This window comes from Aquaticitalea lipolytica (genome assembly GCF_014641635.1).
Lineage (GTDB): Bacteria > Bacteroidota > Bacteroidia > Flavobacteriales > Flavobacteriaceae > Aquaticitalea > Aquaticitalea lipolytica.
In genome coordinates, this window is record NZ_BMIC01000001.1 from 1,306,169 (window position 1) to 1,329,619 (window position 23,451).

Here is a 23,451-nt window from a genome sequence, read left to right on the forward strand (position 1 = left end):
TAAAATTATTGTTTAAAATTTAATGTTGAATTATCCTTACCAACTTTTAATTCAACCGTTCTGCCAAGTATCATAGCGCGATTATCTTTCTCATGTCCTGCTGGCATATTAAACGCAATAGGAAAGTTATATTCTGCAAGAGCATCAATAATAAGTTGTTCAACAGGTTTTCCCCATGAAGTTGTATTCTTTCTCACTTTAGTAATATCACCAACTACTACACCTTTACAATTATCAAAATAGCCAGCGCGTTTTAAGCTTTGAAGCATTCTGTCTATATGGTATTCGTACTCACCAATTTCTTCAATAAACAAAATTTTTCCAGAAACATCTATACTTGTTTTTGAACCTAACATGGTATGCAAAACGGTTAAGTTTCCACCTACCAATGGTGCAGTAGCATTACCTTCTCTGTTATACTTTGAGCCTTTTAATGTATATGATAATGAGTTGCCAAAAATGGCATCTTTAAAAGTAGAAATAGTGTCTTCTAAACCAACTTTATCATCTGTTAAGCTTACACACATCATAGCATGTATAGACTGAAATCCTTCATTATGCACTTGATTATGTAATGCCGTAATATCACTATAACCTATAATCCATTTTGGTTTTTTATTGAATTTAGTATAATCTAATTTATCAAGAATTCTAACCGTTCCATAACCTCCTCTAGCACACCAAATAGCTTTAATTTTAGGATCATCTAAAGCCTTCTGAAAATCTTCACAACGCTCATCATCTGTACCTGCAAAATGATTGGCTTGACTAAACACATGTTTACCAACTACAACATTTAAATTCCAGCTTTTAAGTAAAGCCTTAGCTTGCTCAATTTCATCAGTTCTGTTTTTTAAAATTCCTGAAGGTGCAACAATAGCGACTGTATCACCTGCTTTTAAATATGGTGGCTGTATCAATTTATTCTCTTGTTTAGTTGCTAATTTAGCTTGTGCTGAAATATTCATCTTCCCAAAGAAAAAAACAACACAGCATAACGCAATTATTATTCTGCTTTTTGACATATTGTAAATGTACATTTTTTTTCTAAATCCCTTTCAAAATGTGTACTTTTGTGGCTTCAAAAAAGAAACAAAAATGTCAAAACGATATACCATTACAGCTGCATTACCTTACACCAATGGCCCAATACATATTGGACATTTAGCAGGTGTTTATGTGCCAGCAGATATTTATGCACGTTACCTTCGCTTAACAGGAAATGATGTAGCCTTTATTTGTGGAAGTGACGAACATGGAGTGCCAATTACTATTAAAGCAAAAAAAGAAGGTGTAACACCTCAAGATATTGTAGATAAATATCATGCTATAATTAAAAAATCGTTTGAAGATTTTGGAGTTTCTTTTGATAATTACTCACGTACATCTGCAAAAATTCATCATGATACTGCTCAAAATTTCTTTAAAACGCTTTACGACAAAGGTGAGTTTATTGAAGAAGTCACTGAACAATTGTATGATGAAAAAGCTGATCAGTTTTTAGCAGATAGATTTGTAACTGGAACATGCCCTAAATGTAGTAATGAAGAAGCTTATGGTGACCAATGTGAAAAATGCGGAAGCAGTTTAAATGCTACCGATTTAATAAACCCAAAGTCTGCAATTACTGGAAACGTACCTACTCTTAAACAAACTAAACACTGGTTTTTACCTTTAGACAAACATGAGGCTTTTTTAAAAGAATGGATTTTAAAAGGACATAAAAAAGATTGGAAACCTAATGTGTACGGACAAGTAAAATCTTGGATTGATGATGGATTACGTCCACGTGCAGTAACCAGAGATTTAGATTGGGGAATTCCTGTACCTGTTGAAGGTGCTGAAGGAAAAGTACTTTACGTGTGGTTTGATGCACCAATTGGGTATATTTCTGCAACCAAAGAATGGGCAGAACGTGTAGGTAAAGATTGGGAGCCTTATTGGAAAGATGAAAACACTAAATTAGTTCACTTTATAGGAAAAGATAATATTGTATTTCACTGTATTATTTTCCCAGCAATGTTAAAAGCTGAAGGAAGTTATATATTACCAGATAATGTGCCTGCGAATGAGTTTTTAAATTTAGAAGGCAACAAATTGTCAACTTCTAAAAATTGGGCTGTTTGGTTACCAGAATATTTAGAAGATTTTCCAAATCAGCAAGATGTGTTACGTTATGCATTAACTGCAAATGCACCAGAAACAAAAGATAACGACTTTACTTGGGCAGATTTTCAGGCAAAAAATAATAATGAACTTGTAGCCATTTTTGGAAACTTTATTAATCGTGTTGTGGTATTAACTGATAAATACTACAACGGAATTGTGCCATCTCCTTCTAATTTCACTCAAGTTGACGAAGAAGTATTGGCTGCTATTAAAGCATATCCAGATGTTATTGCAAGCTCTATTGAAAGATACAGATTTAGAGAAGCAAGCCAAGAATTAATGAATTTAGCTAGACTTGGTAACAAGTACTTAGCAGATGAAGAACCTTGGAAAGTCATCAAAGTAGATGAAGAACGCACCAAAACTATTATGTTTGTTGCTCTTCAAATTGCAAGTGCCTTAGCAACTTTAAGCGAGCCTTTTTTACCGTTTACATCAGATAAATTAAAGAATATTCTATCTGTCACATCGAGCGCAATCGAGATGTCTTGGGAAGATATTAGCACTAAAAATGTGTTACTCCCAACGGGTCATCAAATTGGAAAAGCTGAGTTACTTTTTTCAAAAATTGAAGATGAAGCTATCCAACAACAACTAGACAAACTTATCGCTAGTAAAAAAGCTAATGAAGCTGCAAACAAAACTGTAGAGCCTCAAAAAGACACAATAACTTACGATGACTTTTCAAAATTAGATATTAGAGTTGGTACTATTTTAGAAGCTGAAAAAATGCCTAAAGCTAATAAACTGCTGGTTTTAAAAGTAGATACAGGAATAGATGTAAGAACTATTGTTTCAGGTATTGCAGAAAGTTTTTCTGCCGAAGAAGTTATTGGTAAAAAAGTAACTGTTTTGGTGAATTTAGCTCCAAGAGCTTTACGTGGTGTTGAAAGTCAAGGTATGATTTTAATGACTGAAAATGCTGAAGGCAAATTAGTATTTGTAAATCCTGATGACAAATCTGTTGCTAACGGATTACATATAAGTTAGTAATTATTTAAAAATAGAAACTTATCTTTTCCTTGTGGTAAACAAAAAGCATAAGATACTTGGTGAATACTTATCATTAATTGTAATGACTTGTATTACCATTATGGCTATTTATAGTAAACAAATTACTGTATTTTATATTATTTATTTGTTTTGGTGTGATGAGTTTTTAAAAACGATTTTTGATGGTTTTCGATATCGATTTAAAAAAGAGCAAATACAAAACCCAACAAACTATATTTTAAATATTAAAAACAGATTTTTTATGCTTTTAATTTATTTAGTATTTATTATAGTCTGTTTTGGTTTAATACTAGACTGGAACAATACTGATTTAATTTTAGGCAATTTTGAAGTATTCTTTTTTAAGAATACTCTTTTTAATATTAGCTTAATTACATTCTTGTTACGTGAAATTTATTTGTACAAAAACAATCAGTTAATTTTAAATTCTCATCACCTACTTTCAAGTGGTATTATTACACTTCATATATCGCTTATTTTAGGAATAATGCTCTCTTTTTTAATTAAAAAGGAATTTGTTGTTTTTGAAAATTATGCAGCTGTATTTGCTATTATCCCTTTTTTATTGTTAAAGTTGTATTTTGAGATACAAGAAATAAAATACAATTCAAAAGAGGCTTAAAAATAAGTTTTAATTGGTGGTTTTTAGTTCTCCAATTTCCCAATAACCTTTACTTTGTATTGCTCCAGATTTATTAAAGTAAGCTCCTAAACCATGTCGTTTACCGTTTGAAAACGCACCTCTATAAATAGTGCCAGAAGAACCGTAATACTCTTCACCTTGGCCATTTCCTAAATTGTTATAATACTCACCAGTATATATATTTCCTGAAGCCCAAGTATAACCACCAACATAGTTTCTATTATTGTTTGAAAAAAATCCAGTGTAAATATCACCATTAGAATATTTATAAGAACCAAAACCATTAACACAATCACCAATACAATTGCCAATTAATTTTTGATCCTTAAAATCTTGAGTAAGCATATTTCTTGTTTGTTTTCCATTTTCGTAATATCCAGCTTGAAACACTATTCCTTTTTCAATATAATAGCCATAGCCATGTTGATAACCTGATTTCCAAAAACCAATGTAGCTTTGCTTTAATTTTAACCATTCATAGTAACCATATCCATCTCTAAATCCATCTTTAAATGTGCCTTGATAATATCCAGATCCATCATTAAATACTTCTTTTCCGTAACCATTGGCTTTCCCGTTTTTAAAAAACCCAACAATATTAGATTTTGACAATTTTAGTTCGCCATAGCCATCAGTGCAATTGCCCGAAACGCAATAAGAATCTGGAGTTATTGGTGCTTTTACATTAGTTTCTGTTACATTATTTTGATTAGAGTTTGATTGCTCTAATGTGTAAGTATCTGTTTTATTATTATAAGCTCTTCCTGGATATACAGTTGCATCAAGTGCATTTTTATAATTAGGAAAATAATATTTAGGCTCATTGTTTTTAAAAAGAACGATATCATTATTGTTGTAAGCAAAAGTATGTTCAGCACTTGACAAAATCTTCCCTTTTTCAACATAAAAAATGCCGTCATTACCTTTTAAGAAAAATAAATTTTCTTTGGAGTTAACCTCTTGTAAAGGATAAAAACTAAATTTTTCATTAGGATTGAATTTACAAAACAATGTTTTATCAATAAACTCATCATAACATATGTAGTTATTATATTGATTATAAACTATTAGGCTGCTTTTTCTTAAATATAATGCATTTACAAGCGATGTGCCTTTGTAACATAGTTGCTCAAAAGATTCTGAGAAATCCAAAAATGAATGTGCATCTATATAAACTTTTGAGAATACTTGTTTTTTTCCTGACTTTGTATCGTTAAATGCATCTTCTATAATTAAGTATTTTTCTTTAAAAGGATCATAAATCATTAAATCTTTTCGGTTAATCACTTTTGTAAACAAAATCCCTACACGTTTATTATTAATGTAAAACTTGCAATCATAAAGAAAATTAATTGAGCCATAGCTTGGCTTTTCATAAACTAGAGAAATTTCATTTGTCTTGTTTTCAACTTCACTATAAAACAAAGTTTCTCCCTGAAAAGGAGCTATTAAGTTGTTAAATTTATCATGGTCGTTATTAAACCTATAATCATCTTTCCCTATACAATGTCCATTCTTATAAATTAAGATTGATTGTGTTATTGGTGATTTTGATAAATCTTTTTCTGTAATAAGCAACTCTTCTCCTTTTTTCTGATAACTATACTCTTTAGTTACTCCGCTTACCACACTTTTAATGAGTCTATTATTAGTATCATAATCATAAACCGCATTATAGCCTTTGGTATTTGTAACATTAGTTAGTAATCCTTTATTGTTATATGTATATGATTGTGTATGCACACCTGATGAAGCATATGTCATCTTTGAAATATAGCCTTGGCTATTAAACTCAAACAATCTACCAGACGTATCTGCATAAAGCTGATTGTTTTTATATAAAAACCTATCTGTACTAAATTGATTTTCAAAAATCATTAACCCATCTTTAGAAAACATTTGCTTCCCATATGAATAAACATCCCCTTTTAAGTTAAAATGTTCAAGTTTATATTTAAATGCTATTGGGTTTAAAGGAGCATTAACCCAATCTGTTTTTTGGGAATATATACTCATAGAAATAAAAAGTCCGATTAAAGTAAGAATAGCTTTCATAAAAATCTTATTGTTGTTTATAACAAAATTATTATTCAAACGTATTTCACACCATACGATGAATGTCGTATATTTTAAACTAACTATCTTTACGCTTTCAATTTAAAAGTATCCCAATTAATGCATTTGATTTCCTATATAAAGACTAATACACAACTTCCTGAAACGTCAATAAAAAACACTGTTGATTTATTAAACGAAGATTGTACAATTCCTTTTATTTCTCGTTACCGAAAAGAACGTACAGGAAATTTGGACGAAGTTCAAATTGGCGAGATCGTAAAATATAAAGAGCTTTTTGAAACTTTAGAAAAGCGAAAAATTGCCATTTTAAAAGCTATTGAAGAACAAGATGCTTTAACAGATGAGTTAAAGCATAAAATAGTAGCTGCACCAGATATAACAACACTTGAAGATTTATACTTACCATTCAAAAAAAGCAGAAAAACAAAAGCAGATACTGCACGACAAAACGGATTAGAGCCATTGGCGAAAATTATTATGTCACAAAATGCAAATGATGTCGAATCAATTGCTTTTAAATATGTAAAAGGCGAAATAACTTCTGTAGTTAATGCTTTAGAAGGTGCTCGACATATTATTGCTGAATGGATTAACGAACGTACAGATATTAGAAACAATATTCGTCATCAGTTAGAACGCTTTGCAATGATATCAACCAAAGTAGTAAAATCGAAAACTGATGATGAAAATGCTCAAAAATTTAGAGATTATTTTGATTGGGAAGAATCATTAAGCCGAATTCCGTCGCATAGATTATTGGCTATTTTACGTGCCGAAACCGAAGGATATATTAAAACAAAAATAGCTATTGACGACGAAAAAGCAATAGCAAAAATTGAAGACCGAATCATTCGTTCTAGTAATGATTGTGCAGAACAATTAGAAATTGCTATTAAAGATGCTTATAAACGATTGTTACTTCCTGCGTTATCTAACGAAGCTCTACAAATAGCTAAAGAAAAAGCAGATGCTTCAGCAATTACTGTGTTTGCAAAAAACCTAAAACAACTTTTACTAGGTTCGCCTTTAGGAGAAAAACGTGTTTTGGCAATCGATCCAGGATTTAGAACAGGTTGTAAAGTGGTATGTTTAGATGCTCAAGGAGGATTATTATATAACGAAACTATTTATCCGCATCCTCCAAAAAGTGACAGTGCTGGAGCCATAAAAAAAATAAGCTCGTTAACCGAAGCTTATCAAATTGAAGCTATCGCTATTGGTAACGGAACTGCTTCAAGAGAAACAGAATCGTTGATTAGACGTATTCATTTTAAAAACGACATTCAGGTATTTGTTGTGAGCGAAGCTGGAGCAAGTATTTATTCGGCTTCAAAAATTGCACGTGATGAATTCCCTAATTATGATGTCACAGTAAGAGGTTCTGTCTCTATTGGAAGACGTTTGCAAGATCCTTTAGCAGAATTAGTAAAGATAGATGCAAAATCGATTGGCGTTGGGCAATACCAACATGATGTGGACCAAACGAAACTTAAAAAAGAGTTAGATACTGTTGTTGAAAGTTGTGTGAATGCTGTTGGTGTTAATATTAATACTGCAAGTACTTCGTTGTTAAGTTATGTGTCTGGAATTGGGCCAAAATTAGCAGAAAACATTGTGACCTATAGAGATGAAAATGGTGCGTTTGCATCAAGAAATGATATAAAAAATGTGCCTCGTTTGGGAGGAAAAGCTTTTGAGCAAGGCGCAGGGTTTTTAAGAATTAAATCTGCCAAAAATCCATTAGATGATTCATCAGTTCATCCTGAAAGTTATAACATCGTTGAAAAAATTGCTAAAGATATAGGTAAAAACGTATCTGATTTAATTGGTAGTAAAGAGCAACTACAGAAAATAGATTTACAAAAATACTGTACAGAATCAGTTGGATTACCAACACTTCAGGATATTGTAAAAGAATTAGAGAAACCAGGTTTGGACATTCGAGAACAAGCCAAAGTGTTTACTTTTAATCAGAATATAAAAAGTATAAACGACCTACAAGAAGGACAACTATTACCAGGAATCGTCAACAATGTAACCAATTTTGGGGCATTTGTAGATATTGGAATTAAGGAAAGCGGACTAATTCACGTATCTAATTTATCTGACTCATTTGTAAGCGATGTTAATGAGCATGTAAGTTTACATCAGCAAGTGATTGTTAAAGTTTTAGAAGTCGATATTCCACGTAAGCGAATTCAGCTGAAGTTACATAAATAATTACGCCGAATTACGACTCGCATTGATGTTTCCAAAGAGTGAACGTGTTACCAATTTTTCATAAATTTCAATTTGTGATTTATCTGGAGTTTTTTCTTTCTGAAGCTCTTGAATTTTCTTTAAAGCATATTGCTGAATCGTCAGTAATGGTAAAACTATAGATTCACGAACATCAATCGAAGCTTTACCTGCTGGTTCTTCTTCCATTAAGTTTTTGTAGCCTGTTAATTTTAAAAGCAAGCGTTTAGTGGTTTCATATTCTGAATAAATAATATTCCAAAATTCACCAAATTCATCATCTTCTGACATATATTTTGTTAAATCAAAAAAGGATTTAGATAAAGACATCATACTATTTTCAATTAAAGTTCTAAAGAAACTTGATTCTTGATATAGCTGTTTTACTTTATCAAACTGATGTTTATCTTCATAGTGTTTTAATGCTGTTCCTACACCAAAAAATCCAGGGACGTTTTGTTTTAATTGACTCCAACTGCCAACAAATGGAATAGCACGCAAATCTTCAAATACTAATGCGTCAGATTTTCCTCTTTTAGATGGACGACTACCTATATTGGTTTTAGCATAATATTTTAATGTGCTCATTCGCTCCAAATACGGCACAAACATCGGATGGCTTTTAAAGTTTACATAGGCTTCATAACTCTTATGAGCTAAATCATCCATAACCTTTACATTCTGTTTAGACATTTGTAAGTTGGTTTCATTCAATCGATTTAAAATACCAGAACTTATTAACTGTTCTAAATTATATTGAGATGAATCTAAAGTCCCAAAATTTGAGCTTATGGTTTGACCTTGTATTGTTAATTGCACTTCTTTATCTTCAATAGTTGGTCCTAAAGATGCATAAAATTGATGTGTTTTTCCGCCTCCTCTGGCTGGTGGACCACCACGACCATCAAAGAAAAGAACTGTAACACCGTATTTTCTAGACACTTCAGTAAGGCGTTCTTTAGCCTTAAAAATGCCCCAATTTGCCATTAAATAGCCTCCATCTTTAGTACCATCACTAAATCCTAACATAATGGTTTGTTTATTGCCTCGCTTTTTTAGATGTTTACTGTAAGTTGGATTTGTATATAATTCCTCCATAACCGCTGGTGCATTTTCCAAATCGGTTATAGTTTCAAATAAAGGTCCAATATCTACTGTCAATTCATCTTCAAAGGCAACTAATTTCAACATAGCATATAATTGCATTACATTGAGTGTAGTTTGATTATTACTTATAATATATCGACAACATGCTTGTTCGCCATTAGATTCTTGAATGGTTTTTATGACTTTCATTGTATTAAGAGCCTTTAAAACATCGTCATCTTTTATTAAGTTTAAATCAATTTTACCCTTTACATTTGAGAGTAATTTAACCTGCTCTTTTTCTGATAATTTATGATAATTCTTTGGAAATATATGACTTCCAGAATCTATCAAAACATTAACCATTGCATTAAAAACCGAGTCATGTGCACGACTGTCTTGCCTAATATCTAGAATGGCAAAATGGTAACCAAAGAGCTTCGTTTTGTTTATTAAACTTTGAATATCATTGAGATACAATGATTGATGTTCTTTTATAATAATCGATTTTACAGCTTCGAGTTCAGCTACAAAATCATGTAACTCTATGTAGTGTTGTGCTGTTTGACTAATACTACTTTCATAGAGTTTGGTTTCTAAATAAGATAAACGCTCTTCAACACCTCTAAAGGTTAATTTTCGTTTAAGCTGTCGAATGTCTCTATAATAGTTTTTTAAAATAGTATGCTTTAAACGCTGTGAAACCCTTAAGGTAATTTCTGGTGTTACAAACGGATTTCCGTCTCTGTCGCCACCTGGCCAAAATCCAATATTAATAATATCATTTGATAATGGTTTGTCTTCAAAAATGTTTTGTTGAATATAATCGAAAATTGTTCCAAAGGATTTATAAAATACATTTTCTAAATACCAAATGAGACTCACAGCTTCATCATAAGGCGTGGGTTTTTGATGTTTGAAAAAAGGTGTTTTCCCTAATTGTGCTAACAAATCGTTAATGGTTAACAAATCATTCTTCTTAATAGCTTCAGTTAAATCTGTAATAATTCCTAAAACAGCTCCTGGATAAAACTGTGTTGGATGAGCAGTTAAAACAATTCTAACCTTAAATTCTTCTAAATACTGTCGCAAAATTTCAAGTTTTTGTTCGGAACTAGCAGACTCTTTTAAACTTCTTAAGGTTCCTATTCCATCCATATTATTTACGATTGGAAAAGAAGCATCTTCAATAGCATCGAACAATACTACTTGTCTTTCTATGTATTGAATAAAACGAAACAGCAAACTCAATTGACTTTCTTTGCTTCGTCGTGCTTGGTATTTCTTGAAAAACGTATCTACTATTGTTGTTGGGTTGTCACCTTGTGTAAACCCTTTTTGACAAGTTTCATGAAACAATGGCAATAACACTCCAGTTTTTGTAATCGTATCGAATGGAAGTGTCATAAAGATACTGTTATAAATTTGGTATCTTGATAATACATTTTGTTGAAACCTTACTAGCTTTGGTTGAGTAGACATATAATTTTATTTACTTATAAAAGTACTAATTAATGTTATTATGAAGTATATGATTATTTTCTGATTTGTAATTAAATAAAAAAGGCTCACAATTGTGAGCCTTTACCAAATAATCAAAATGATTATTTACTTAACATAAGCAATTCGTTGCAAACAACTTCGGTTGTATATCGTTTCATACCTTCTTTATCTTCCCAAGAACGCGTAGTTAATTTCCCTTCTATGGCAATTTCTTTACCTTTTTGTAAATATTTCTCAACTAAACTAGCTGTCTTTCCCCAGGCAACTACATTATGCCATTGAGTGTCTGTTACCTTTTCTCCTTGTGCATTTTTATAGCTTTCATTTGTAGCTATAGAAAATTTTGCAAGCATTTTTCCTGATTCTAAATTGATAATTTCTGGATCGTTTCCTAGATTTCCAATCAACTGTACTTTGTTTTTTAGCGTGTTCATAATTATAAATTTTAATGTTAAACAGTTAATACTATTGAACCTTCATCGATTCAACACTGCAAATATGAAACAGCCACCAAATTTTATTCGGTTATTAACTATTTAAACTCGTTTGTAAATGTTTGTAGTCGTTTGTAAACGAATATTTTGTATATTACAAGTGAAATGCATTTGTCTAAATGAGATAACTGAATTACTAATTGAATTAATTACTATACTCATTAATACTTTTTTACCGAAATAAAAATTAATAGATTAACCAAAAAAACAATGAACAAAGCCAACCTAATTTTATCTGTTTCATTTTTGCTGCTTTCATTTTCCTATGGACAACAAAAAGATACAATTTATGGAAAGGTCAAATCTATTAGAGAAAAAGTTATATTTCTAACAGAAAGAGATAATCCTAAATTGAATGAAATTGACAGTGACTATGGGCACTCTGGATTTATAGGGCCTGAATCTACAATTTCTCAATTTAAGGATATATGGTACTCAACTAATTTTTGTTACTACATCAATTATGAAAGACATTTTAATGAAAATGGATTTTTGATTGAAGATATTTGGTACAACAAAAAAGACTCGCTTGAAAACTATTATAGATATGAGTATGATAATAAAGATAGACTAATTAGAAAAATTGATTCCATTTACGATTTAGTTTACATTGACACACATTACTATGAAAGCGATAGGCACGAAACTATCATAAGTCAAAACTCGGGTTTAGATTTTTATAATTATCAATATAAAAGATATGACGAAAACGGAAAATTAATTAGGCAAAAAAGTATTGACGAATACGGAACAATAGATGAGTATATTTTCAAATACAATGATAGAGGTAAACTACTTTACCGAATTTATAAAAACCCTAATAGCTATAGAAAAGTTGGAGAAAGAACTTGGTCTTGGGGTATACAAGACACAATAGGTAATATTTATAAAGATTTGGTAAATAAATATGATGAATCGAATAAACTCATAGAGAGAAAACGCTATGGATTAAATTCGGATGGTGACCATAAAGGAATAAAATTAAACGAACACACGATTTTCAAATACAAAAACCATAATTTAATTCAAGAGATAAAAGGCTACTCAAGCGATAGACCTTACTACACTAATTACGAATATGATAAAGAAAATAGATTAACGAAAAAATATTACTATACCGAAAAAGATTCAAATACAAGAAGAATTGAAAAGTATGATTATGAAAATGTTGAATTAAAGTTTTTAGAATATACAGAAGAAGATTGGTCTTCCAAAGAATTAAGACCTTATAAAATTGAATTTAAATACAATTATGATAAGAAGGGAAATTGGAACGAAATAGTTAAAAAAGTAGATGGAATTGAATTGTATAAATGGATTAGAAAAATTGAATACTATAAATAATAAACGAAACCTTATAACAGGTACACCATAAACAAACCTCTATGGAATATAGCATTGAGAAAAGTCTTGAGATTTTAAAACAAACTCCCAAAACATTAAATTCATTTTTGTCTAATTTATCTGATGAATGGATTTTTTGTACTGAAGGTGATAATACTTGGAGTGCTTTTGATATTGTTGGACATTTAATTCATGGCGAAAAAACAGATTGGATTCCTAGAATGAATATTATATTAAGTCATTCAGAAAATAAAACGTTTCAACCCTATGATAGATTTGCTCAATTTGAAAACTCAAAAGGTAAACATCTAAAACAATTGCTAAACGAATTTTCAGATTTAAGACATAAAAATATAGAATACTTAAAGTCCCTAGCTATAACAGAAGCGCAATTAAACCTAAAAGGGAAACATCCTGAATTAGGCGAAGTAACCTTAAAGGAATTATTGGCTTGTTGGGTAGCACACGATTTAGGTCATATTGCACAAATAGCCAGAGTCATGGCAAAACAATATAAAAATGAAGTTGGACCTTGGGTAGAATTTCTTCCTATTTTAACAAAATGATAAATCATGAAAAAAGAATGTCCAGAATGCGGTGAAAAAATTGTTGGCAGAATTGATAAAAAATTCTGTAGTGATGCTTGCCGAAACTCTTACAACAATCGAGTAAATAAAGACAGTAAAAACTTAATTAGAAACACTAATAATAGATTACGCAAAAATTACAGAATATTAGAAGATTTAAATCCTGATAAAAAAACAAAAACATCAAGATCAAAACTAATTGAAAAGGGTTTTGACTTTAATTATTTTACAAGCATTTATACTACTAAAGCAGGAACTGTTTATTACTTCGTTTATGATCAAGGCTATTTACCTTTAGAAGATGATTATTTTGCTTTGGTTAAACGAGAATAATATTATTTCCAATTCTGACCTTTAAGTTTTAAGGCGGCAATTAAAATATCTTTTTGACTAATCTGGCCAATTAATTTTCCGTTTTCAACTATTGGAAATCGTCGTCTTTTAGATTCTAAAAATTTATTTGCAGCATCAAAAACATTCATGTTTCCATCAATAGTTTCAACGTTTTTAATCATTCTATTTTCAACATTATCTTGAGCCATAGGCATATTATAATATCTGCTATCACTAATTTGTTTCAGGCAATCTCCTTCAGATATAATTCCAACAAGCTCATTATTTTCATTAACAACTGGTCCTCCAGAAATTTTATTTTTTATTAATCCATCAATAACTTCTTCAACAGACTGCTCTGGCTTAAATGTAATGAGGTTAGTAGTCATATAATCTCTCACCTTAAAAGGAATAGATTCTGACTCCTTTTGCTGTTGCTTTCTTGCGCCTTGAAAACTTTTAATTCCCATAATAAACATGTTTTAGTGAACTTAAATTTACTGAAAATAAGGCAATTAAACTAACATTAATATCTATGAGATTATTTTGTATTTTTATAAAACCAACTAACACTTCCAACTATGCTTAAAAAAATAACTGCTTTCCTTCTAATTATTTTAGCAATCTATTTAAGTTATTCAGCTTTAATGCCAAGTAAAATTTCTGGTTTAGATGCTCCAAAAAATTCATTTTCTACTGAAAGAGCTTTAGTTCATCTTAAAGCCATCAGTAAAAAACCACATTATATAGGTTCTCCTGAGCATGAAAATGTTAGAAACTATATTGTAAAATCTCTAAATGATTTAGGCTTAGAAACAGAAATACAAGATGAATATTCGTTTACCGATTGGGGAACAATTACCAAACCAAAAAATATACTAGCGAGAATAAAAGGTAGTGATAATTCTAAAGCTTTATTATTACTCACACATTACGATAGTAATCCGCATTCATCCTTTGGGGCAAGTGATGCTGGCTCTGGAGTTGTGACTATTTTAGAAGGTTTACGTGCTTTTTTAAGTGAAAATAAACAACCTAAAAATGATATTATAATTCTTATTACTGACGCCGAAGAGCTTGGTTTAAATGGCGCAGATACTTTTGTAAACAAACACCCTTGGGCTAAAGATGTAGGACTAGCTTTAAATTTTGAAGCTCGTGGAAGTGGAGGACCAAGTTATATGCTAATTGAAACCAATGGTGGAAATCAAAATCTTGTTAATGAATTTGTAAAAGCTAATCCAGATTATCCTGTAGCTAATTCTTTAGCCTATAGTATTTATAAAATGCTACCTAACGATACAGATTTAACTCGCTTTAGAGAAGATGGAGATATAGATGGATTTAATTTCGCTTTTATTGATGACCATTACGATTATCATACTGCACTAGATAATTATGATCGTTTAGATAGAAACACACTAGAACATCAAGGTTCTTATTTAATGCCATTACTTCACCATTTTTCTAATGCTAATTTAAATAATCTAAAAAGTGATGCTGACGATGTTTACTTTAATGTGCCATTGTTTAAAACTATTAGTTATCCGTTTTCTTGGATTTTACCTATGCTTATTCTAGCAATATTAATATTTATCGCATTGGTTTTTTATGGAATTAATAAACGTACATTAGACTCAAAGCATATGGCTGCTGCGTTTCTTCCAGGAATTGCTGCGGTTTTAATTAATGGACTAGTTGGCTATTTTGGCTGGAAGGTTTTATTAGCAATCTACCCACAATATGGTGAGATTTTACATGGTTTCCCTTATAATGGACATTTATATATTTGGGCTTTTGCTTTGTTTTCAACTGGTGTTTGTATGTGGCTTTATAACAAGGTTTATAAGCCCGAAAACACTGCAAGCTTAGTTGTGCCTCCTTTATTTTTATGGTTGGTAATATGTGGTGTTATAGCTTTTAAACTTAAAGGCGCAAGCTTTTTTATTATTCCAGTATACTTTGGATTAATAAGCTTGTTTGTTTTAGTAAGACAAAAGCATCCTAACATTATACTTATGGCATTACTGCTGTTCCCTGCATTAATGATTTTATCGCCATTTATAAAAATGTTTCCTGTTGGGTTAGGCTTAAAAATGCTAATAGCAACTACACTTTTAGTTTCATTAATATTTTCTTTATGTATTTCTGTTTTTGGATTTTCTAGATATAAAAATAGATGGGCTTATGCACTATTTCTTGCCTCACTAGGCTTTTTTATAACTGCACATTTTCAGTCTGGATTTAATGAAGAAAGACCAAAACCTAACAGTTTGGTTTATATTTTAGATGCTGATAATGACTCTGCAATTTGGGGAACTTACGATACAATTTTAGACGATTGGACAAAAACATATTTAACAGATAATCCTGATACTTCTGATAATATAAAGAAAACAACTTTTGGAAGTAAATATGATACAGGTTTTACATTTAGTAAAAAAGCTAACATAAAACCATTAGATCAACCTTATATAGACAAGCAAAAAGACACAATTATTGATAATGTTAGACATATAAAATTATTTATTTCACCTCAACGATATGTAAATCGTTTAGAGTTTTTTGCAGATTCAACTAATCAATTTTTATCATTTAATATAAATGGGTTAGACGTGCAAAAAGCCAAAGGTGAAAACTCGGTATTTAAAAAGCGAAAAAGTAACAGGTTGTTTGGTTTTTATGTGGCTGATGATAATCATTTAGAGTTAGAGTTTACAACTCCAGCTTCTCAAAAAACTGAGATAATGTTATATGAAGCTTCATTTGATATGTTAGAAAACGACATGTTTAATGTTACTAAACGACCAAAAACAATGATTCCAAAACCATTTGTACTAAATGATGCAGTAATTATTAAAAAGAAAATTACTATTGAATAAACAAATAAGTATAATTGGTTGTGGCTGGTTAGGTTTGCCTCTAGCTAAAGAATTAATAAAAGACTCATTTAAAGTAAAAGGCTCAACAACTACAACCAATAAATTAAGCTTGTTAAAAGCAGTAAACATTGAACCTTATATTATAGAGTTTACCAAAGATGGTATTAATGGTGATATAAAAAATTGTCTTTCTGGCAGTGATATTTTAATCTTAAATGTGCCTCCTGGATTGAGGAAACAGCCTGAGACAAATTTTGTAAACCAAATTGAATATCTAATTCCGTATATTGAAAATTCATCAATACAAAAGTTAATCTTTATAAGCTCTACCTCTGTTTATTCTGATGAAGAATCAATTCCAATAATTACTGAAAAATCAATCCCAAAACCAGAAACAGAATCTGGAAAGCAGCTTTTAATTATAGAAAATTTGCTTCAAAATAATACGCATTTTCAAACAACTATTATCCGTTTTAGTGGTTTGTATGGTGGAGACAGACATCCAGCAAAATCATTATCAGGAAAAATTAATCTTAAAAATCCTGAAGCTCCAGTAAATTTAATCCACTTGAATGATTGCATAGGCATTATTAAATCGGTTATAAAAAACAATGTTTGGAACAACAAGTTTAATGCATCTACTACACCACATCCTTCAAGAAAAAATTATTATACATCAGTCTGCAATTCATTAAATTTACCTGTTCCTAAATTTGATGAAAGTATGATAAACAAAGGAAAAATTATAAACTCAGATAAACTGGTACAACTTTTGAATTATAGCTTCAAAATAAAACTATAATATTTGCATCCTTTTATGATTTAATACTATTAATTTTTATAGTTTTAGCCCATTAAAATTTAAACAGATGAAAAAGATTTTACTTTTACTTGTTGTTATGTCTTCATTTAGCTTAACAGCACAAAACAAAACAGAGCTTAAAAAGCATTTTGAAGCTTATTATAAACAAATGAAATCTCAAGGAGACATACAAGGTGTAATAAATGCTATGACACACTTAGATGTATTAGAACCTAGTCAGGCTCGTAAAGATACTTTAGCTTACATTTATGTGTCTGAAGGAAGAAATTTAGAAGCTTTAAATACAATAGGTATTGAAAAAAAAGCTACAGATTCTAACATTAATCTCGAAGTTAAAGCTATAGCATTAAATGCGTTAAATGAACCTGCACGTGCTTTAGAATTTTATAATCTTTTATTTGAAAGAAAACCAGGACCTCAGTTAGCTTATGAAATTGCAGATTTAAGCGCTCAAACTGGAGATTTTGCTACTGCTAAAACTAAAATTGAGTATGGTTTAGCAAATGTTAAAGATGATATGAAACGTACTTTTTATGAAACACAACAACCTTATCAAACTTCATTAAAAGCGGCTTTTATCTATTTAAAAGCGCTTGTTATCTTTAATGAAGATAAAGATGCTAATGTTGAAACTGCACTTGCTACATTAAACCATGCTTTAGTTATCGACCCTAATTTTAATATGGCTGTATTAACTAAAAACGCATTATTAGCAAGACAAAAAGGAGAATAAATAATAGATTTTATATAAAAAAAGCAGCCAATAGGCTGCTTTTTTTGTTCTCTATATTTTGGTTATCACCAAATTCTAACTCGTTTTTCTGGAGCTAAATACATTTTATCTCCTTCTTTAATATCAAACGCTTCATAAAACGCATCAATGTTTTTTAACGGTTGTGTAGCTCTATACATTCCTGGAGAATGTGGATCGGTTTTAATACGTGTTCTAAGAGCTTCTTCTCTCATTAAAGTTCTCCATACAGTTGCCCAGCTCATAAAGAAACGTTGCTCTGCAGTAAAACCATCAATTTTTTCTGGTCTTCCATTCTCTTTAAAACTTCTTTGTAGTCCATCATAAGCACCAAGAACTCCTCCTAAATCTCCAATGTTTTCTCCAAGTGTAAACTTACCATTAATGTAAACACTATCTAAAACTTCAATTTGGCTATACTGTTCTGCTAAAGCATCACCACGTTTAGTAAACTCTTCTAAATCTTTTGGAGTCCACCAATTTTTTAAGTTTCCATTAGCATCAAAACGTGCTCCAGAATCATCAAATGCGTGAGATATTTCATGACCAATAACGGCTCCAATTCCTCCATAATTTACAGCATCATCAGCAGTATAATTATAAAAAGGTGGTTGTAAGATTGCTGCTGGAAATACAATTTCATTATTTAATGGGTTAAAATAAGCATTCACTGTTTGTGGTGCCATTCCCCATTTCTTTTTATCAACTGGCTCGTTTATTTCAGAGTAACTCTTTTTAGTTGCCCAATCTGTTACTGCTAAAATATTTTCTGTATAGCTATTACCTTCTTTTATTTGAAGTTTAGAATAATCTTCCCATTCATCTGGGTAAGCAATTTTAACAGTGAATTTATCTAATTTTTCAACTGCTTTTTTCTTTGTTTCATCAGTCATCCAATCTAAAGCCATAATTCTATCTTGGAATGCTGCAATAATGTTTTTAATCATTTTTTCAGCTTTAGCTTTAGCTTCTGGCGGAAACTTAGCTTCAACATATAATTGCCCAATTGCTTCTCCTACAGAATTATCAACAGTTCCTAAAGCTCTTTCTTCAGCAGGACGCATTGCTTTATCTCCATTTAAAGTTTTGCTATAAAAATCCCAGTTTGCTTTTTCAATTGGTGTACTTAATAAGCCAGCTGCTCCATTTAAAGTAGACCAACGTGTTAATGTTTTTAAGTCTTCAACATTTGTTTCCTTTAAAAATGTTTCTAGAGCAGTCATATATTTTGGTTGCAAAACTATAACTGTATCTAGTTGTTTTTCAACACCTAAATCTGCAATAAATTTTTTCCAATTAATACTTGAGGTCATGCTTTGCAATTCGCTCATAGATCTTGGGTTATTAAAATTACGTGCATCTCTGCTTTGTACTTTGTCTAATCTTGGGCTAGCAAGCTTAGTCTCTAATGCTAATATTTTTTGTGCATCAACACGAGCTTTAGCTTCATCAACACCAATAAACTTGAACATTCTAACAATATGATCAACATATTGCTGGCGTATTTCTTTAGATTTATCATCTTGATCTAAGTAATAATCTCTATCAGGTAAACCTAAACCACCAGGCACTATATAAGCTGCGTTAACCTTACTATTGCTTAAGTTTGGAAATGAAGCTAATCCCATAAATGGTGCAGAAATAGCATTACTAGATGCAATTGCTGTTTGTAAATCTGATAAGTTTTTAACAGCATTAATTCTATCTAGATAAGGTTGCAATGGAGTAATTCCTGCTTTATTTCTAGCAACAGTATCTAATTCAGATTCAAATAATAACAATGCTTTCTTTTGATCTGTACCATCAGCATATGTTCCCAACTCTTTTGAAGTCTTTACAATGTCTAATACATCTTGTCTTGTAGATTTACGTAAAACGCCAAAACCTCCCCAAGTAGATTCATCTTCTGGTATGGTAGTGTGTTTCTCCCAATTACCATTTACATACTTGTAAAAATCGTCTTTTGGACTTACCGAAGTGTCCATATTCTCTAGAATGATTCCTGGAATTTTTTCTGTCATTGCAGTATCTTTTTTTGGCTCTTCTTTACATGCAACTAAAGCAATAAAAGCAAAACCAGAAACTGCCAACATCATTTTAATATTGGTTTTATTCATAATTTATATAGTTTAATGGATTTCATGAATGCGAAGCATTTCATAGTTATTAAATATTTGATTTATATAAAATTAGTTATTTATTAGAAGGTTAAACCTCTAAATTGTTACATCTTAACAAAACATTAAGAAAAATGAAAATTAGAACTTACTGATTAGTAAGGTTTTTCAATAACTTGAGATTCAAACTCTAGTTTTTTATTAATTTGAAGATTCAAATTAGTAAAAGCAACCAAAAGGTCTTTAATATCTTTTAACACTACCTTCTTGTCAATATTATCAAGATTTGCAGAATCATGGAGTTTTAAAAGTTTAGTTTCTAAAACTGTTATTCTAGAATCTATGGCTGGCGATTTTATTGTTGCAGGAGTTTCAGCTTTAAAATCGTTTATAAATGTTTTAAAAATTGCTTCTTCGTCTTTAAAAAAAGAGAAGTTTGCGTTTTTAAGTAAGTCAATATTTGTTGAAAGATCTTGATATTTTTGCCAAGTACTTACAGCATTTTGTGAATCTGCACTAAGTAAATACTCAACATATTTAATTTTTTCAATATCCTCTTTGGTTATTTTCTGTTCCTCTTTGGTTGTTTCAATTATGGTAGTGTCAACAGCTTTAGGCTCTTGATTACAGCTAGAAACTAAAAAAATGAAAAAAGAAAAATAAATAAACTTCATAGGTATAATACTGTTCAATAGTTTACAAAGAGTAATATGGTGTAAATATAATTAAACTTAATTGTTATTGCTTTAGTATAATTTGGGTTTATTATGTTTTATAAACCTTTTATTCTTTTTATTTTTGGTTAAAATTTAAACATATAATGGCGTCTAAAATATTAATTATAGGAGCATGTGGTCAAATTGGGTCGGAATTAACTTATAAATTGCGTGAAATTCATGGAGACGATAATGTAATTGCTAGTGATATTAGTTATAATAATCTTGATGTTGTAAACTCAGGAATTTTTGAAATTGTCGATGCTCAAGATTATGCCTCAATACTTATTTGTGTTGAAAAACATAAAATAGATACCATATATTTAATGGCTGCTATGCTAAGCGCCACAGGTGAAAAGTACCCAATGAAAGCATGGGATTTAAATATGAACTCACTGTTTCATGTACTAAACCTTGCCAAAGCAAAATATATAAGTAAAATATTCTGGCCATCTAGTATTGCTGTTTTTGGGCCTACAACTCCTAAAGAAAACACACCTCAACATACAGTTATGGAGCCCTCAACAGTTTATGGAATAACTAAACAAGTTGGTGAACGTTGGTGCGAATATTATTTTGAAAAGTATGATGTTGATGTTCGTAGTATTCGTTATCCAGGAATTATAAGCTGGAAAACATTACCAGGTGGAGGAACTACCGATTATGCTGTAGAAATATACCACAAAGCATTAAAGGATGGTACTTACGAGTCTTTTTTATCTGAAAACACCGAATTACCAATGATGTTTATGGACGATGCTATTGATGCTACTATTAAAATAATGGATGCTCAAGCAGATAATATAAGCATTAGGTCTTCATACAATTTAGCAGCAATGAGTTTTACTCCAAAAGAAATTGCCGAGTCTATTAAAAGTGAGCTAAAGGATTTTACTATTACCTATAAACCAGATTTTAGGCAACAAATTGCTGATAGCTGGCCAAAATCTATAGACGATAGCTACGCAAGAAAAGACTGGAACTGGAATCATAATTTTGATTTAAAACTAATGACTAAAGAGATGCTAACACAACTTAGTAAAAAATAAGTTTTTTTAAATAACATAAAAAAGGCTTTACACAACGTAAAGCCTTTTTTATTTCTTATCCTGTTTCTAGTTTTAAACTCATAAAATTAAAAAAGACCTACATTTTCATGTAAGTCTTCTTTTCTCAAGTTGCTCCTCCTCTTGGGCTCGAACCAAGGACCCTCTGATTAACAGTCAGATGCTCTAACCAACTGAGCTAAGGAGGAAGGTGTTTTACCTTTTTTGAGGTTGCAAATATATTGTATTTTTTAATTTCAACAAATATATTTTTAAAAATTATTTTTATTTAAATATCGCTCTGAAAATGTCGTTACCATTAGCAAATAATACCAAAGCAATTAAAATGAAAAATCCAACCATTTGAGCGCGTTCTAAAAACTTCTCTGATGGTTTACGACCAGAAATAATTTCATACAGTAAAAACATAACATGACCACCATCTAAAGCTGGAATAGGTAATAAATTAAGTACTCCTAACATAATAGACAAAAAGGCTGTTAAAATCCAAAATGCTTGCCAGCTCCATGTTCCTGGAAAAATATCATAAATAGCCTTAAAGCCTCCAACACCTTTATAGGCACCTGTACTTGGTGTAAAAATAGCTTTTAACTGTTCACCATATGAAGAAATTTGCCCTGTGAATTTTGAAAAACCAGCACCAAAACTCTCTCCAAACGTATATTCAGTAGTTATTAAATCAAAATATCCTAATTCTGCAAAACGGCTTTCATCATAAGCTGGTCTAATACCTAACTCAGCTCTTTCATTAGTTTTTAAAGTTCTTTTTAAAGTGTTTTCTCCTCTAAGAATCTCTACTTCGATAGACGCATTTTTAAGATCTTTTTTTCTCGACTCTAATTGATCATAATATTTTAATTCTTCGCCATTAAAAGAAACCAAAATGTCGCCTTTCTTTAAATCTACCGATTTGTTTACAGATGAATCTGCAACTTCACCTATCATAAAAGGTATTCTAAATTCAAATAATCCTCTTTTTTGTCTTGTAGATAATTGTCCTAAAAAGTCTTCAGGTAAGGCAATTGTTTTTTCTGCATTGTCTCTTTCAATAGTGATAGTTTTTGCACTGATAATATTTTTGCCAATATCTGAATCTTTAATTATCGGATTCTCATTTATTGCCAGAATCTTATCTCCTGTTTTAAAACCTATATCGTTTAATGTTGGGCTCTCTATCCAATAACCATCTTTTAAGCTGTTAACATTTGTGTCTTTGTCTCCATAAGCAAATGACAAAAACACATAAATAACGTATGCTAGAATAAAATTAACGGTTACTCCACCAAGCATAATAATAAGACGTTGCCAGCTTGGCTTTGAACGAAACTCCCATGGTTGTGGTGGCTGAGCCATTTGCTCTTTATCCATACTCTCGTCTATCATCCCAGAAATTTTTACATAACCTCCAAGTGGTAGCCAACCAATACCATAAACTGTATCGCCAATTTTCTTTTTAAATAGTGAATATTTAATATCAAAAAACAAATAGAACTTCTCTACTCGTGTTTTAAACAACTTTGCTGGTATAAAATGTCCTAATTCGTGTAATACGATTAGTAACGATAAACTCAATAAGAATTGCCCAATTTTTATTACAAACTCCAT

General features: G+C 30.7%; 18 protein-coding genes and 1 tRNA gene. 10 read left to right on the forward strand and 9 right to left on the reverse strand.

The genetic code is table 11. The features are described from left to right. Positions 1-5: 5 nt before the first annotated feature. Positions 6-1,025 carry a S66 peptidase family protein gene (locus IEW41_RS06085; RefSeq protein ID WP_188605404.1) on the reverse strand — a complete coding sequence of 340 codons (1,020 nt, stop codon included), beginning with the start codon at positions 1,023-1,025 and terminating at the stop codon, positions 6-8. 73 nt (positions 1,026-1,098) lie between these two features. Here IEW41_RS06085 and metG point away from each other — a divergent pair, with 73 nt between their 5' ends. After that, a complete protein-coding gene (gene metG / locus IEW41_RS06090; RefSeq protein ID WP_229660180.1) occupies positions 1,099-3,159 on the forward strand; it encodes a methionine--tRNA ligase in 2,061 nt (686 codons plus the stop codon). A gap of 34 nt (positions 3,160-3,193) precedes the next feature. Then, positions 3,194-3,805, forward strand: a complete 612-nt coding sequence (locus IEW41_RS06095) for a hypothetical protein (protein ID WP_188605406.1) — start codon at positions 3,194-3,196, stop codon at positions 3,803-3,805. Positions 3,806-3,814: 9 nt separating this feature from the next. Here the strand turns inward: IEW41_RS06095 and IEW41_RS06100 are convergent, their stop codons facing one another. Then, positions 3,815-5,881, reverse strand: a complete 2,067-nt coding sequence (locus tag IEW41_RS06100) for an MORN repeat-containing protein (protein WP_188605407.1) — start codon at positions 5,879-5,881, stop codon at positions 3,815-3,817. A gap of 120 nt (positions 5,882-6,001) precedes the next feature. On the opposite strand from IEW41_RS06100, the gene IEW41_RS06105 reads away from it, so the two are divergent. After that, positions 6,002-8,125 (forward strand): Tex family protein, encoded by a 2,124-nt coding sequence (locus IEW41_RS06105; protein ID WP_188605408.1) that lies wholly within the window; start codon positions 6,002-6,004, stop codon positions 8,123-8,125. Here the strand turns inward: IEW41_RS06105 and IEW41_RS06110 are convergent, their stop codons facing one another. Both IEW41_RS06110 and IEW41_RS06115 read right to left on the reverse strand, forming a co-directional pair. Next, a complete protein-coding gene (locus tag IEW41_RS06110; protein ID WP_188605409.1) occupies positions 8,126-10,711 on the reverse strand; it encodes a phosphoenolpyruvate carboxylase in 2,586 nt (861 codons plus the stop codon). Positions 10,712-10,833: 122 nt separating this feature from the next. Next, complete coding sequence (locus IEW41_RS06115; protein WP_188605410.1) at positions 10,834-11,166, reverse strand: single-stranded DNA-binding protein; 333 nt, start codon at positions 11,164-11,166, stop codon at positions 10,834-10,836. Between the two features lie 270 nt (positions 11,167-11,436). Here IEW41_RS06115 and IEW41_RS06120 point away from each other — a divergent pair, with 270 nt between their 5' ends. Genes IEW41_RS06120 through IEW41_RS06130 form a run of 3 tightly spaced genes read left to right on the forward strand, consistent with a single transcriptional unit; the run spans position 11,437 to position 13,490 of the window. Beyond that, the gene (locus IEW41_RS06120; RefSeq protein ID WP_188605411.1) at positions 11,437-12,570 is read left to right on the forward strand and encodes a hypothetical protein; all 1,134 of its coding nucleotides are present in this window, start codon (positions 11,437-11,439) and stop codon (positions 12,568-12,570) included. Between the two features lie 41 nt (positions 12,571-12,611). After that, a complete protein-coding gene (locus IEW41_RS06125) occupies positions 12,612-13,136 on the forward strand; it encodes a DinB family protein (protein WP_188605412.1) in 525 nt (174 codons plus the stop codon). A gap of 6 nt (positions 13,137-13,142) precedes the next feature. After that, complete coding sequence (locus IEW41_RS06130; RefSeq protein ID WP_188605413.1) at positions 13,143-13,490, forward strand: hypothetical protein; 348 nt, start codon at positions 13,143-13,145, stop codon at positions 13,488-13,490. Between the two features lie 2 nt (positions 13,491-13,492). Here the strand turns inward: IEW41_RS06130 and IEW41_RS06135 are convergent, their stop codons facing one another. Continuing rightward, the gene (locus tag IEW41_RS06135) at positions 13,493-13,960 is read right to left on the reverse strand and encodes a CBS domain-containing protein (protein WP_188605414.1); all 468 of its coding nucleotides are present in this window, start codon (positions 13,958-13,960) and stop codon (positions 13,493-13,495) included. Positions 13,961-14,071: 111 nt separating this feature from the next. Between IEW41_RS06135 and IEW41_RS06140 the strand changes: the two genes are divergently transcribed. From IEW41_RS06140 to IEW41_RS06150, 3 genes are all read left to right on the forward strand, one after another. Beyond that, positions 14,072-16,372 (forward strand): M28 family peptidase, encoded by a 2,301-nt coding sequence (locus IEW41_RS06140; protein ID WP_188605415.1) that lies wholly within the window; start codon positions 14,072-14,074, stop codon positions 16,370-16,372. Further along, positions 16,365-17,174, forward strand: coding sequence for a Rossmann-fold NAD(P)-binding domain-containing protein (locus IEW41_RS06145; protein WP_188605416.1), 810 nt, complete (start codon positions 16,365-16,367; stop codon positions 17,172-17,174). The genes IEW41_RS06140 and IEW41_RS06145 overlap by 8 nt, the downstream gene beginning before the upstream one ends. 67 nt (positions 17,175-17,241) lie before the next feature. Next, positions 17,242-17,928 (forward strand): tetratricopeptide repeat protein, encoded by a 687-nt coding sequence (locus IEW41_RS06150; RefSeq protein ID WP_188605417.1) that lies wholly within the window; start codon positions 17,242-17,244, stop codon positions 17,926-17,928. Between the two features lie 65 nt (positions 17,929-17,993). Here IEW41_RS06150 and IEW41_RS06155 read toward each other — a convergent pair whose 3' ends face one another. Both IEW41_RS06155 and IEW41_RS06160 read right to left on the reverse strand, forming a co-directional pair. Further along, on the reverse strand, positions 17,994-20,063 hold the full coding sequence (locus IEW41_RS06155) for a M13 family metallopeptidase (protein ID WP_188605418.1): 2,070 nt from the start codon (positions 20,061-20,063) through the stop codon (positions 17,994-17,996). 155 nt (positions 20,064-20,218) lie between these two features. Next, positions 20,219-20,737 (reverse strand): hypothetical protein, encoded by a 519-nt coding sequence (locus IEW41_RS06160; protein ID WP_188605419.1) that lies wholly within the window; start codon positions 20,735-20,737, stop codon positions 20,219-20,221. A gap of 146 nt (positions 20,738-20,883) precedes the next feature. Between IEW41_RS06160 and IEW41_RS06165 the strand changes: the two genes are divergently transcribed. Further along, positions 20,884-21,828 carry an NAD-dependent epimerase/dehydratase family protein gene (locus tag IEW41_RS06165; protein ID WP_188605420.1) on the forward strand — a complete coding sequence of 315 codons (945 nt, stop codon included), beginning with the start codon at positions 20,884-20,886 and terminating at the stop codon, positions 21,826-21,828. 132 nt (positions 21,829-21,960) lie between these two features. Here IEW41_RS06165 and IEW41_RS06170 read toward each other — a convergent pair. Next, a tRNA-Asn gene (locus IEW41_RS06170) sits at positions 21,961-22,034 on the reverse strand. Positions 22,035-22,110: 76 nt separating this feature from the next. Next, positions 22,111-23,451: an RIP metalloprotease RseP gene (rseP, locus tag IEW41_RS06175; RefSeq protein ID WP_188605421.1), complete on the reverse strand. Its 1,341-nt coding sequence runs from the start codon at positions 23,449-23,451 to the stop codon at positions 22,111-22,113.